The organism is Candidatus Arthromitus sp. SFB-turkey (genome assembly GCF_001655775.1).
GTDB classification, from domain to species: Bacteria; Bacillota; Clostridia; order Clostridiales; family Clostridiaceae; genus Dwaynesavagella; species Dwaynesavagella gallinarum.
Window position 1 is genome coordinate 1 of sequence record NZ_LXFF01000009.1, and the last position, 14,513, is coordinate 14,513.

The window sequence follows — 14,513 nt, forward strand, 5'->3', positions numbered from 1 at the left end:
CAAAAATATTAATATCAAAAGAATACTGGTATGAAATTATAGTGAATGATAATAGTTCATCTTACAATTTAAAGGGATGGATAAAAGATCATGGAATAGAATTTATATATCCTAAACATCAAAACTTAACTAAATCTATAAATAATAAGTATATATTCTAAATATACTTATTATTTAGAATATATCTTTTATACATATATATAAAACCAATCAAAATCATAATAAACAATAATAAAATTAAAAAGAAGGTAACATTAAAAAATTCTTCACCTCTATAAACAAATTCATACCCCCTCATGACATCAAAAAATTTTCCATAAGACAAAAAAGAAACTCCTGAATATTTAGTAAATTTTAATCCTAACATTCCTAATAAAAAACTACCAATACTTATAACTCTAAAACAATCTGAATCACAAACCAAATCAATAATCCTCATAATTCCCACAACAAACAAAATGTATATACATTCAACTAAAAATGTATATATAAAAATTTTATAAAATGGCATTACCCCATCAAAAAACATATTTTCTAAATTACCATACTTAACTTTAAAATTATCGACAACTCGAACTGGATAAAACATATCTACTTTTCCATCTACAACTATCCAAATAATCAAATTTAAAATTTGTATTAAAACTACAGGTAATATAATTATAAAAGATGTCTTAAAAAATCCACTATAAACATGATTAATAGAATTCATCTTTATAAAACAAATACTCAGAATTATACAGGTAAGAAAAAATTGATGAATCCCACTGTTAAATATAAATGTAAAATATCTTATAAATAAACTTTCTACATAATCAATAGGTTTTTGTTTTAAATTATAATAAAAATTATATTCATCAATTTCATTTCTAAGTTTTAAATAATTTATATCTTTCTGAAATGTATAATCTCTGTCAGAAAAGTTATTAAAAAGCATCTCTTCTTTTTGCCTTATTAAATTCTTCAAATCAACTAACCAAAATTCTCCCTCTCTATTTACACTTTCAAGTATCTCTTCCTTCATTTCCTCTAAATATAATATTTCCCTATTATTTTCCTCAATATCTCCAAATGTCATATTTTTTATTAAATAATCATATTTAATCTGTATATTTTTATATTTATCCTGTATAAAATTCAAATTTTTTTTCTCACTATACCTTAAATTACCTATTCCATTAGTTAATAAAAAAATAAAATATGAAACAAACAAACACCATATGAAACTATTAACATTAAAACCTCTTCTCACCCATACTTCACCTTCTTAACCAAAAATAAAACGTAGTTATTTCTGACAAACTACATTTTATCAAAGACATTTTTCAAAATATCATGCTTCTAAAATATTCACCGCTTCCTTTAAATGACTTATATGATGTGAATATTCACTTACTATGGCATTCATTATATCCAGAGTCCTATTATCTATGTAATCTTTTTGTTCTTCTATAAATCTAAGAGCATTCTCCTTACCTATGGAAATAGATTTTATACAATGCTTTATAAGATCTTTATCTCCTTTTATCAAAAGATTCTTAACATTATTAAAAAGCTCTAAAATTTGACCTTCAATTCCAACAGAATGAGTTGGAAATGAACCAAAATCTTTAATTAAATTTTTTACATATATCTCATGTCTCTCATAAGACTTTAATATATGGTCAAGTTTACCTTTTGCAAAAGTATCTTTAACTTTCTCTCTATAAGAATTTACTATATCTTCTCCCATGTATATTCCCTCTAAAAAATTGTTTAATTCATTAACAATACCATTTTCATTACTGTTATGCATTATACAATCACCTATCCTCATCTATTTATGTATCAATATAGTTTATTTTCTCAATTAATTAATAATTTTATTCATATTTCAAAATATCTATAGGATCAATTCTACATGCTTTCATAGCTGAAAAGCTTCCAAAACATATTCCTATAAAAAAATAAATCAACAAAAATACAAAAATATCTAAAATATTTAATTTAAATTGTATATTAGTGAAAAATTTAAGAAAATTAAAAATTATACTACCAATAATTATCCCAATAATTCCTACTAATAAAGATAAAATACAAGACTCTACCACAAACTGCATAAAAATATCATATCTACTAGCACCTACAGATCTTCTTATTCCTATTTCTTTAGCTCTTGCACTTATATTAAAAGACATAAAATTCATAATATTTATTCCACTTAAAAAAATAAAAATATAAACTATAAATTTGACAACTTTTATAAAAATATTGCTCATATTTTTTATATGATTCTCTTGCTTTATAAAGTTTTCAATTTGATATACATCTTTTGAAATATTATTCTTAACTTTTAAAAAATTAATTATAGAATTAGATACATTATAAATATCTTCAGTATTTTTAATCGATACATACACATATTCAAAAAATGAATTCGTTTTAAATTTATGTATAAAATTATCTACTGGTATTATACAAAAAGAAGGCACATTAGAATTTTTTTTCCAAATATTAGAAGGATATTTCATAACTCCTATAACTTTATATTTATCTACAATTTTAGAGTCACCTATGTAAATTTCTCTTCCTAAAGAGTTTTCAACCCCAAATAATTTCATACTTGTAAAATTATCTATAATAATAACGTTTTCTTTATTTATACATTCATGTTTAGAAAAAAACCTTCCAAACATCATATCCATAATCATAAAATCTCTATAATCTTCAGTTCCACCTATTATGTAACATCCCAAATTCGTAAATTTATTACTAATAATTCCTTTAAAATAAACTTCTGGTGAAACAGACTCTATAGATAACTCTGAATATTTCAAAGATTTTATATCATCAAAATTTAAATAATATTTCTTATCTTTATTAAAATTTAAAGTATGCACTTTTATAAAATTGCTTCCTATTTTTTGATAATTATGCAAAAAAATATTTTTATCATATTTTAAAACACAAAACAAAATCACAAACAAACTAATTCCCATTATTATTCCAAACAATGCAATAAAATTTTTAAACATATTTTTAAAAATTATTTTAAGAGATAAATTAATATTATTAATAACCATAACTACCTCCTAATAATTTCATATAAATATCATCAAACAAGTATACCATCATTTAAATTTATAATTTTATTTACTTTTATAAAATCACTAACTTTATTCCCACTAACTATTACAGTAAAACCACTTCTATTCAAATCATAAAATATATTTAATATCTCTTGTGATGAACCTTCATCTAAAAATTTTGTAGGTTCATCTGCTAAAATAATTTTAGCGCCACCAACAAGTGCACGAGCTATACATATTTTTTGTCTACACTCTTTAGACACTTCATTTACATAACTATACTTATATTTCTCAAGCCCTATCATATCTAAACATTCTAGAACCCTTTTTTTCCGATCCTTTTTAAAATCACGTGAATATAAGAGTGGAAGCTCAACATTTTCAAATAAATTAAGTTCTGGTATCAACTTTGTATACTCAAACACAAATCCAAAGTTTTCATTTCTAAGCTTTGATAACTCAAAATCATTCATAGAAGATATATTTTTACTACCAAATATGTACTCTCCTTCATCATATTTATCTATACATCCTAAAACATTTAATAAAGTTGTTTTTCCACATCCTACTTCTCCAGATATTAAAACATAATCACCAAAATTAATATCAAAAGAAACATTATAAAGCGCTCTATATTTTAAATTTTTATTTATGTAAAATTTGCTAATATTTCTAAAACTTATCATTTCCCACCCACAACCTTTACTTTAGTTTTATCCGTTAATTCTTTAGGTGGATTTACAATAACATTTTCAGAAACATTCAATCCTTCAACAACTTGAATATAATTATTAGACACTCCTCCTGTTACAATATAATTTTTATACGCTACACCATCTTTTACAACAAAAACATAAGGCAAATTTTTTTCATCATAAAGTACACTTTCTATTGGAACTTTTAAAATATCTTTCGTATCTTCAAGTAAAATTTTTCCATCTAAATCAAAATCTATTTTTAATCTATCATTAGGATTTAAAATTTCAATTTCAGCCATCAAAGAATTATCTTTAAAATCTACACTATTTCCGAAATTTAAATAATCACTTGAATTAATTGCAAGCTCACTTATCTGTGAAATTTTCCCTGTATACATTCCTATAGGATCATTTATTACAACTTCCTGACCAACTTTAACTTTAGAAATATTTTGTTGAGAAATTAAAGAAATACCTTTAATATTTTGAGTATCTTGTAAAATAAGTATAATTGACCCCGGTTGAGAATAACTTCCCTCATTTATATTGATATCTGTAACAACACCATTAAAATCAGCTTCAACATCTTTATACATATCTAATTTTTCCTGAATATTTTTCAAATTATTTTCAGCTAAAGTTATTGAATTATCTAAAAGTTTTATTTGATCATCTGTAATTTCTGGAATCGCGTCTCTTTGTCTTTCTAACTCTGACAAAACTTTTTTAAACTCCTCTCCTTCTTTAACAAGCTTATCTATTTCATCACTATAATCTGATATAGTCAAACTACTTTTAGAAGACAAAATTTTACTATCTTCAAAAGATTCTTCTAACTCCGCAACAAAACTTTCATTATCTTCTTGTGCCTCTTTTATTCTATCTATTTCATCCTGTATATTTTGTTTTTGTTTTCTAAAATTTTCACTACTAATAACCATCTGATTTTTTTGAAGTATTGCATTTTCCAATTGAATTTGTGCTTGAGTATACTGAGATAACATATCATTATTATCAAATACTATAAGTTTCTGACCTTTTTCCACGTAATCTCCACGCTCTACATATATTTTTTTAACTCTTAGTTGATTTCCATAATATTCTTTGTAATTCTGAGATTTTATAATAACTTTCACATCTAAATTGTTTTGTATATTTCCAGCACTAACTTTAGATACTTTAACGCTAATACCACTGGAAGAACGTATTTTACTCAATACTCCTGATGATAAAAATACAATAGTTGCTCCCAAAATAACGATTATAATAACTATAAATAAACTGGAACTAGTTCTCCTAAAAATCACCTCTACTCCTCCTAACTATTATAGTTATTACCATATATACCATTTATTGTTTTCAATTAATTTTAGTATTATACTAATAACTTAATTATTTAAACTATATTAATAATTAAGCTTTAACTTAATATTTTGATATTTTATCCAAATACGTATAATTTATGTAAATATAAAATAAAAAGGATGTTATTACACATCCTTTTTTAAACTATATAATCTTTACATTACTTACTTTTTGAGAAATATCTATTATAGTTTTGTTCCTCTTCTTAAAACAATTACTAACATAAGAAATAATTGCAAAATTATTTTTCCTAATAAGTCTACAAAGAACACCAACTATTGTTAAATTCATATCTTTCCCTGCATCTAAATCGGGCAACTTAATAATAACTTTATTTTTATCCAAATACATATCCTTTGAACATAATCTACACCCATTTAAAAATATACTCTTTTCACATACTAAAATATTTTCAGGAAATATATCTTTAAACAAAATCTTTTGCGCTAAATTAGTTCCATTATTCAATAAATTAAAATTAAATAAAACATAAGCTCTTCCACATCTATTCAATAAATATGCTCTCTGGTTAATACAAATATTAGCATTCAATTCATCACACGCTTTTGTTAGATTATTAAAATTTTCAATATTATACATAATCTCTGATAATTTAAATCCATAATTCTCATCTATAAATAAATTATTTAAAGTATTACATCTACTACTCTCACTGTCCAATAAAGTTAATTTTAATAATCTATTTTCATCATTTGAATAAACTTCTGTAAAAAGCCCATTTGTATTAAAATCTGGATTAAAACCATTATTATCAAAATTAGCTGTTCCACTAACATAAGAATATCTTTTACCAACATTATCTAAAATTAAATTATTTGTTATACCATTATTGCAATTATGATTTCCAAACAACTTAATCCTCAACCTATAATAATCTGTATTACTACATGAATTACAATTTAAACTTCCTTGAATAAATTTATCAACATCATTACTGGAAAAAGAAACCAACTCCTCGTATGAAGGAATAAATTCTGTAGACATTTTATTTGTGTTAATATTATTTAATTTATCCATATTTTCATCCTCAAAAATAAAAATAAAATATATTTTATTTTTTACTATATGAATACACTAATAAAAAGTTACAATCAAACCTCAGAAAAACCATTTCCATACACACTTCTTGTTTCCATAACTGATAAAAACGCATTTGGATCAAGATAAGATATTTTATTTCTAAGTGCAACATATTGGTTTATATCTAAAACAGTGTAAAGTATATTTTGTTTTTCCTTAGTATAACATCCTTCAGATTCAATTGATGTAACCCCTCTATTTATAACATTCAAAATATATTCTTTTATTTGCTCTGGAGATTTGGTTATTATAAGTACCAAATATTTTTTATTAAATCCAAATATTAACTTATTTAAAACAACAGATGTTATATACATGGACATTAAAGAATAAAGAGCTTTAGATACATCTTTTAACAAAATAACCGAAAGAATAACTATACCAAGATTAACAATAAATGTTATATCTCCTATATTTACTGCTGGATTTTTTTTTCTTATTATAACTGCTAAAATATCTATCCCACCTGTTGAAGCTCTAACCTTAAACATCTGCGCATATCCGACAGCCGCTAAAACTCCTCCAAATATTCCTCTTAACAAAGTATCATTTATATTTAATGCGTCCTTAAATCCACTAGTTAAAAATAAAAACAATGATAATAATACACTACCTAAAATAGAATACAAGGTAAATTTTAAAGATAACTTAAAATAGCTAAGTATAAACAATGGAATATTTAAAATCAAATATAAAATACCCGCATTAAATCCTGTTACATATTCCACAAGAAATGAAATCCCCGTAAGTCCTCCACTTAAAAGTTTAGCATTAGATAAAAACAAATTAAGTCCCACAGCAATTAACATACTTGCAAAAAAAATAGTACATAATTCCAAAAATACAGTTTTAACCTTCATCAAAACTCTCCTACTTACTATAATTTTGAACTTTATTTTATCACATTAATTTGTATTTATATTATTAACTTTGTAAATAAAAATTAGAATATTATTTGAGAATAAGTTAATAATACTAAAAGGTTCATTTTTAAAATTAGGGGTGATAATTATGAATGGTCCTTTAACCTGCTCTGCAAACAATTGTGTTCACTACGCAAACAATTTATGTTCTGCAAATAAAATCCATATAAGCGGATTAAATGCTTCAATAACTCCAGATACTCATTGTTCAACATTCCAAGAAAAAAACCTAGAAAATTCTCTAAACTCTCTTTCAAATATAAATATAAATGGAGAAATTAAACAATTTTTCTCAAATTCTGGTATAGCAATGTATCCAGAAATAGAGTGCGATGCAAAAGCATGTAAATTTAATAATTCTGGTACATGCTCATCAAATAGTATAAACATAATAGGAAATGATGCTATGAATTCAAATTCCACTTATTGCAATACATTCTGCAAATAAAACAACATACCAAAAACGTATGTTGTTTTATTTTTACCAAAATATTTAAGAATAATTAACTACATTAAACAAACAATAAAATATATTATTAAAACAATAGAAGGAGCTAGGTATAATGAAAAAATTTATGTTATCAATATTAATTCCCTTATACATAATTTCAGTTTCTAGCGAAGCCCACTCTCTAAACAAAGGAAAAGTCAAAAATTCATGCGAAGTATGTATAGTTGATGATTCAAACACAAACGAAGAATCTTCAAACGAATGTAACAATAATGAAAATGATCAATTAATAAACCTTGAAAATTTTAAAAAAGTGTATTTAAAAATAATTGAAAACCTAAGTTTTAGAAATACACTTTGGGAACAATCTTCAAATTTCATTAAAATCTCAAACAAAGATGAAGTAGCATATTTATGGGCTAATGGAATTAGAGATAAAAATGGCACTTTATTATATCTAATATCAAATGACAATATAAAAACTCAATTAAAAAACTTATTTAAAGATAATACTTCTTGGGTTATAGAACACGATAAAAACATTATAGAATCTTTCGAAATATCAAAACCCAAAAAAATATCTAAAAATATTTACTCTTACGAAATAATTTATAAATCAATGCATGTAGATGGTTATTCTCAAATATTAAAGCAAGTTTTATCTGTTGAAAACGATGGAAACTCTTTTAAAATTTGTGAATTTTCAAATATAATTCCTCAAAATTAAAAAAATAAAGCTACTTTATAGCTTTATTTTTTTAATAAAAATTCTTCCCATTCCTTTTGCTTAAACCCAAAAAGTATAACTTTATCATCCATATATATAGGTCTTTTAATAAGCATCCCTTCTTTTGATAACATGTCGCAGCATTCATCAATAGATAAACTATCTATCTTATCTTTTAAATTATTTTCTTTATATATTTTTCCATTAACATTAAAAAATTTCTTTACATCAACATCATACTTTTGAATCCAAGCTTTAATTTCATCTTTACTTGGAGTATCAGATACAAGAGATCTAAAATCAACTTCTATATTATTATTTTTAAGCCAATCCTTAGCTTTTCGAACACTTGTTCACTTTGAATAATCCAAAAATAATCCTTTCAAAATTTTCACCTCTAATAATTTTATTTTCTACAATTATACACAATATAAATAAAAAAAGTAAGAGAAAATCTCTTACTTTAAATTATCAATAATTAACTCATCTTTAAAAACTGAATAAGGTATTTTAAATTCAGGAATACCTGCTGAATAAGGTGCTATTTCATACAATTGGAAAAATATAACAATATCATCTTTTGTTAAATAATACTGAACGTTATCCCCAATACCTTTAAAATCATCTATAAAATAATTTTCAGGACTTTCATTCATTTTATCTAAAATTATTTTATCTATTACTTCTTTATAATTTTTCTTACCTTCTTCATTAAAAATGTCTTCAATTTTTAAAACTTCTCCTGTATTTAAATCAAAATTATAATTTTTCACAAATGCCATAGGATGAGCTCCACCTGTAAACTGAATTAGTGTAACTCTTAGAGATAATATATTATCAACTATTTCATAATCAAAAGTAGACATTCCTTTATAGTTAAAAGACGGCGAAGTTTTTACAATTTCTTCTGGATATATATTAATAGACTCATTATAAATATCTTCTATATATTTCTTAAACTCGTAAATATCCCCTTTAATTAAAATGTTTATTTTATTTTGAACATGCTCATTTCCCATTTTAACTTCTGGATACTTAAAATCAAACTCAATTCTTTTATTATTTTCTTTTAAATTTAAAGTATTTACAACAATGCCTTTATTATTAACTTTAGCAAAAGAAAAATTTAACCCAAAACACAAAGTTAATAACATAAAAATTAAAATAAAACCCCCAAATTTAAAAATACTTAATTTCAATTCAATCCCCCCTAAATAAATTATGTTTATTAATATTTATATCCATTTTTAATCATTATAAACGATTTTTCAAGTATTTATTGAATATTTCAAAACAAATTTATTTTTAATTTTTAAAATCACAAACTCGTATAAAAATCAAAAATAAAAGTAAACTAAATAAATGGTTATTCTTTTATTTACATACATAATTAATAATTTTTCCCAAGATTTAACCATATATAGATTAAACAAAAGGAATTTATTTATGAATACTACTCAAACTTTAAATAAATGTAATTTAAAATGCAAAATAATAAAAGATATTTTTACATTTTTATCCCAAAGCATATACTTTAAAAATATAAATTTTAAACGTTTTAAAAATGTATCATCATACGAAAAATCAAAATGCTTAATTATATCTAAAAATTTATCCAATTACTTACGTCAAAATAAAATCAATAAAATAAATAATTCCACACTACTTTCAATAATAATAAATAATGCCAATAAAAATAATTTAAAAATCTATAAAAAGAATATAGAATTAATTAAATTTTACACAATACTATTTACAGAAAAAAGTTGTTCTCACTTAACTTTCTATTTATTTAACAACCTAAATAATTCCATAAACGAAGAAAATAAAGAATGTTTATCAATTATAATTGATAAAACTCCTAAACGTACAATTATACTTAATGAATATTTAGATATTATTACAAAAAAATATTCTAAAGAAACAAAGGGAGAAATTTTTTTATACAGAGAAGAAAATAATATTTTCAAAAATATAAAACATAAAGTATCTTTATGCTTTTTTTCAATAATTATAGGATATTTACTAATTTACAACATACCAAGTAACTATATAGTAATGGAAATGAATTTAACAATGCATATGAAAATGAATCATAATGGAAATATTATTTCATACAAACCTAAAACAAAATCCGCAAAAAACATGATTAAAGAAACTAAACAATTAAATAGAAAAATGAATGACACAATACCTTATTTTATAAATTATGGACTTGAAAACAATATATTAAAACCTGGAGAAAAAGTTAAAATATACATAATGGGACCTCCTTTAAATAATAGATTTTTTGAAAGTTTAAAAAATTCCTTACAAGGCATACCTTTAAACATTATAATAAATAACTCAGGAAATTTAATAAAAATAAATAGAACTTAAACTTACTTATATGATAAAATCATCTTAAAGTTCATTTAAGAGGAGTTTTTAAGGTGGATGATTTTTTAAATTCAAATGATGAAAAAATACGAATAAATAGATTTTTATCTAAATACGGTTGTTGTTCTAGACGTTATGGAGATGAACTTATAAAAAAAGGGTTAGTATTTATAAATGACAAAGTGGCAACTCTAGGTTCTATTGTAAATAAACAAGATAAAGTGTACATAAAAAATGATTCAGGATTAAAAGAAATAAAACAAAATGTGGATTTTGTTTACATAGCACTAAATAAACCTTTAGGTATAACTTGTACAACATGTAAAAAAGATAAATCTAACATCATTGATTTTATAAATTATGAAAAGAGAATCTTTCCTATTGGACGTTTAGATAAAAATTCCTATGGACTAATTCTTTTAACAAACGATGGGGATATAGTAAATAAAATTTTAAGATCTGAAAATAATCATGAAAAAGAGTATGTAGTTAAAGTTAATAAACCTATAACTCCTTATTTCATAAACAAAATGAAATATGGTGTAAAAATACTTAATCAAATTACAAAACCATGTAAAATAACTCAATTAAATGAATTTTCATTTAAAATAATTTTAACTCAAGGTTTAAACAGACAAATAAGAAGAATGTGTGAATATCTGGATTATAAAGTTTTATCTTTAAAAAGAATACGAGTTTTAAATATAAAACTAGGAAATTTAAAAATAGGTGAGTATAGACATCTTACAAAAAAAGAGCTAAATGAATTATTTTTATCAATAAATAAATAATTTAATTTTTAGATAGAGGGGATTTACTTTTGAGAGTAGGAATTGGATATGATGTACATAGACTTGAATATAATCACAAATTAATTTTAGGTGGAGTATTGATTCCACATGAAAAAGGATTAATTGCTCACTCTGATGGAGATTGTTTAATTCACGCTATAATAGATTCTATTTTAGGAGCTGCTGGGCTCTATGATATAGGTACTTATTTTCCAGATAATAATGAAAAATTTAAAAATATAAGTTCCCTTGAACTTTTAAAAGAAACTTATAAATTAATAAGCAAAGAATCTTATGAAATTATAAATATAGATAGTGTTATAATTTGTGAAAAACCAAAAATTAAACCTTATATAAATCAAATGAAAGAAAACATTTCAAAAATTATAAATATCTCTACATCTTCAATAGGTATAAAAGCTACAACAGAAGAAAAACTAGGATTTACAGGAAAAGAAGAAGGAATTGCTTGCCAAGCTATATGTCTTATATATAAAAAAGGAGTCAATATTTAATATTGACTCCTTTTTTTATTTAAAATATTCATCAAAAACTTTACTCATATAATAATGATCAAATACTCCAGCAGTTTCTCTACAAGAATGCATAGCAAACATAGAATTTCCTACATCAACGCCTTTTATAGAAACATACTTTGTAATAATTGGACCAAGGGTTGAACCTCCCAAAATATCTGACCTATTAAAATAATTTTGATAAGGAATTCCTACCCTATCACATAAAGATTTAAAATAAGACGAAGTTTCTCCAGTTGTAATATAATTTTTATTACAATTACTTTTTATAACTACCCCTTTATTTACAATACATTTATTATAATCATCAAATTTTTCTCCATAACTTGAGTTATAAGCATGTGCCATATCTGCAGAAATTATAAAGCTATTATCTAAAGATATATACATATCTTCTTCTGAAACTTCCAAACACTTATAAATCCTATTTAATATGTTAAGTAGCGTTTTAGAGTACGCTCCTTCAGGTATAGAACTACCTATTTCTTCTCCATCAAACAAACATATAAATTTATTTCCATTAGATTTTGAATTAACGAATGAATAAACACTTGCTTCAGCCATAGCTAAATCATCAATTTTTTTACTTTGTATAAACTCATTATTTACTCCTATTATTTTCGCTTCTTGAACATCATATAAATATAGATCAAAATCTATTATATCTTCTTCATTAACATCTAAATATTTTGAAATTAATCCTCTAAAAGAATTAATTTTTCCTACACTAGTTGTAAGTATAAGTGGCATCATATGTTTTTGTCTATTTAAAGCAAATCCAGAATTTATTTCTCTATTTAAATGAATAGGACAATTAGCTATAAATGCTATTTCATCTTTAAAATCTACTATCTTTTCACAAACATTAAAAGACACATTGTAATCTTTTGATTTAATAAAAACTTTTCCTGCAATAGAAAGTCCTCTATCTAGCCAAGTATTTAAAATAGGTCCTCCATATACCTCAACATTTAAGTATAAATTACCATCTGAATTTAAAAAATCACTTCCAGTTTTAATTTTTAAACATGGAGAATCTAAATGTGAAGCAATAAATTTAAAACCATTTTTTATAAATTCTTTATTTAAGTTAAAAGCAAAAATAGAAGAATCATTAAACTTTAAAAAACCTTTAAAATTTTCTCCAATATTCCATTTTTCCTTATAATTAAGTTCAACAAATCCATTTTCAAGAAGTATTTCCCTAACATTTAAAACAGCATGATAAGGAGTTACCCCTTTATTTAAAAAATTAGAGAGTTTCTTAACTCTCTCCAAAACTTCATTAATATTTTCCATAAAATAAATCCTCTTCAAAAATCATAAATCATTACAAATCTTAACACAGGAAAATTTACTTTTCACATCATAACTTAATAATTTTAAAAATTCTTTACATCCATCAAGATTTAAATTAGTTGGTGAAGAAAAATATTTATCATCTAAATCTAAATTAAAATAATCAAATACAAATAAATTTTGATTTAAATTTTTATTTAAAACCATATAAAATTCTTTTCTTAATGTATTATTTATATATGTTCTATATTCTTTATAAACTGGAGGGATTATAAAAAATACATTTATATTATTTTCATGAAGAATTTTAAGTTTTTGAGCCATAATATTTTTGTTCATTTTAAATGCCACAACATTTGAATCTTTGTAATTAATAGTTTCTACTTGAGTATCATATCTTATTTTTTCAATTGAATTATTTGAAATTTTAAAATTATCTATAGAATTTAGATCACTTAAATTAATTTCTTTAAAAACTTTACTTGAATTATCTTTAAAATTCTCATAACAAACATCAAAATATGTACTATTTAAATTAAGATTTTTATGTACAGAAAATATTTCTTCAAATATTTTTATAAAACAATACTTATCTTCCAACAAATCTATATTTTCATATAACATAGAATAATTCATAAATATTCCAACATTAACATTTTCATTTATTTTATTATTTTTTATAAGATAATAAAGCAAATGATAATTATAATGTACATCTAAAAATTTATTTGAAATATTTACATAATCACCAAAATACTTTGAAATAAGCTCATCTTTTATGTAATTTCTACCTAAAAATAAAGTATTAAAATTTAAAAAATCTCCCTCTTTACAACACAAAAGCTTTTCTTTAAAAGAATTTTTAATAGAATCATAAGAAAAAAATAAAACATCTAAAATATTTTCAGGAGAAATTCCACACTCTTTTATTTTTTCATAAAAAACACTTGAATATCTGCTATTTACAATTACATAATCAAACTCTATACTTTTTAATTTTTCTTTTATATCACTTATTGTATAAACTTTTATATCATTTATGTACTCACCAAAATATTCAATGCTATTTTTCAAATACCCAACAATTTCAACATCATCTCTTAAATATTCTTCTATATTTAAAACTTCACAAGCTTCATCATATATAATAACTTTAATCATTTTTTCTCCTTAAA

15 protein-coding genes and 1 pseudogene are annotated in these 14,513 nt (G+C 23.0%); 5 read left to right on the forward strand and 11 right to left on the reverse strand.

Annotated features, from left to right (window positions below; all coding sequences use genetic code 11):
* Window positions 1–157 precede the first annotated feature (157 nt).
* The 7 genes from A6P36_RS01120 to A6P36_RS01150 form a co-directional block, all read right to left on the reverse strand.
* Window positions 158–1,141, reverse strand: a complete 984-nt coding sequence (locus A6P36_RS01120) for an ABC transporter permease (protein WP_242861605.1) — start codon at window positions 1,139–1,141, stop codon at window positions 158–160.
* Window positions 1,142–1,333: 192 nt separating this feature from the next.
* On the reverse strand, window positions 1,334–1,795 hold the full coding sequence (locus tag A6P36_RS01125) for a DUF2383 domain-containing protein (protein WP_066760371.1): 462 nt from the start codon (window positions 1,793–1,795) through the stop codon (window positions 1,334–1,336).
* Between the two features lie 67 nt (window positions 1,796–1,862).
* Complete coding sequence (locus tag A6P36_RS01130) at window positions 1,863–3,062, reverse strand: ABC transporter permease (RefSeq protein WP_066760372.1); 1,200 nt, start codon at window positions 3,060–3,062, stop codon at window positions 1,863–1,865.
* Between the two features lie 32 nt (window positions 3,063–3,094).
* Window positions 3,095–3,754 (reverse strand): ABC transporter ATP-binding protein, encoded by a 660-nt coding sequence (locus tag A6P36_RS01135; protein ID WP_066760373.1) that lies wholly within the window; start codon window positions 3,752–3,754, stop codon window positions 3,095–3,097.
* Window positions 3,751–5,073, reverse strand: coding sequence for an efflux RND transporter periplasmic adaptor subunit (locus tag A6P36_RS01140; protein ID WP_066760374.1), 1,323 nt, complete (start codon window positions 5,071–5,073; stop codon window positions 3,751–3,753). The genes A6P36_RS01135 and A6P36_RS01140 overlap by 4 nt, the downstream gene beginning before the upstream one ends.
* 202 nt (window positions 5,074–5,275) lie before the next feature.
* Window positions 5,276–6,169 carry a hypothetical protein gene (locus A6P36_RS01145; protein ID WP_066760375.1) on the reverse strand — a complete coding sequence of 298 codons (894 nt, stop codon included), beginning with the start codon at window positions 6,167–6,169 and terminating at the stop codon, window positions 5,276–5,278.
* Between the two features lie 74 nt (window positions 6,170–6,243).
* Entirely contained in the window at window positions 6,244–7,092 is an 849-nt protein-coding gene (locus A6P36_RS01150; RefSeq protein WP_066760376.1) for a YitT family protein, read from the reverse strand.
* Between the two features lie 151 nt (window positions 7,093–7,243).
* Between A6P36_RS01150 and A6P36_RS01155 the strand changes: the two genes are divergently transcribed.
* Together A6P36_RS01155 and A6P36_RS01160 are read left to right on the forward strand one after the other, a co-directional pair.
* On the forward strand, window positions 7,244–7,603 hold the full coding sequence (locus tag A6P36_RS01155) for a DUF1540 domain-containing protein (protein ID WP_066760377.1): 360 nt from the start codon (window positions 7,244–7,246) through the stop codon (window positions 7,601–7,603).
* Window positions 7,604–7,718: 115 nt separating this feature from the next.
* Window positions 7,719–8,333: a hypothetical protein gene (locus A6P36_RS01160; protein ID WP_066760378.1), complete on the forward strand. Its 615-nt coding sequence runs from the start codon at window positions 7,719–7,721 to the stop codon at window positions 8,331–8,333.
* Between the two features lie 23 nt (window positions 8,334–8,356).
* Here the strand turns inward: A6P36_RS01160 and A6P36_RS01165 are convergent.
* Window positions 8,357–8,674 (reverse strand): annotated as a pseudogene (locus tag A6P36_RS01165) (Spx/MgsR family RNA polymerase-binding regulatory protein); the annotation flags it as partial.
* A 117-nt stretch (window positions 8,675–8,791) separates the two neighbouring features.
* A complete protein-coding gene (locus A6P36_RS01170) occupies window positions 8,792–9,532 on the reverse strand; it encodes a DUF3298 and DUF4163 domain-containing protein (protein ID WP_242861606.1) in 741 nt (246 codons plus the stop codon).
* Window positions 9,533–9,779: 247 nt separating this feature from the next.
* Here A6P36_RS01170 and A6P36_RS01175 point away from each other — a divergent pair, with 247 nt between their 5' ends.
* The 3 genes from A6P36_RS01175 to ispF are packed head-to-tail and all read left to right on the forward strand — an operon-like array spanning window position 9,780 to window position 12,018.
* Entirely contained in the window at window positions 9,780–10,712 is a 933-nt protein-coding gene (locus A6P36_RS01175) for a hypothetical protein (protein ID WP_066760380.1), read from the forward strand.
* A 53-nt stretch (window positions 10,713–10,765) separates the two neighbouring features.
* The gene (locus tag A6P36_RS01180; RefSeq protein WP_066760381.1) at window positions 10,766–11,503 is read left to right on the forward strand and encodes a pseudouridine synthase; all 738 of its coding nucleotides are present in this window, start codon (window positions 10,766–10,768) and stop codon (window positions 11,501–11,503) included.
* 29 nt (window positions 11,504–11,532) lie between these two features.
* Window positions 11,533–12,018: a 2-C-methyl-D-erythritol 2,4-cyclodiphosphate synthase gene (gene ispF, locus A6P36_RS01185; RefSeq protein ID WP_066760382.1), complete on the forward strand. Its 486-nt coding sequence runs from the start codon at window positions 11,533–11,535 to the stop codon at window positions 12,016–12,018.
* Window positions 12,019–12,033: 15 nt separating this feature from the next.
* Here the strand turns inward: ispF and A6P36_RS01190 are convergent, their stop codons facing one another.
* On the reverse strand, window positions 12,034–13,338 hold the full coding sequence (locus A6P36_RS01190; RefSeq protein ID WP_066760383.1) for a M18 family aminopeptidase: 1,305 nt from the start codon (window positions 13,336–13,338) through the stop codon (window positions 12,034–12,036).
* Window positions 13,339–13,359: 21 nt separating this feature from the next.
* Window positions 13,360–14,499 carry a hypothetical protein gene (locus A6P36_RS01195; protein WP_066760384.1) on the reverse strand — a complete coding sequence of 380 codons (1,140 nt, stop codon included), beginning with the start codon at window positions 14,497–14,499 and terminating at the stop codon, window positions 13,360–13,362.
* Window positions 14,500–14,513: the final 14 nt, after the last annotated feature.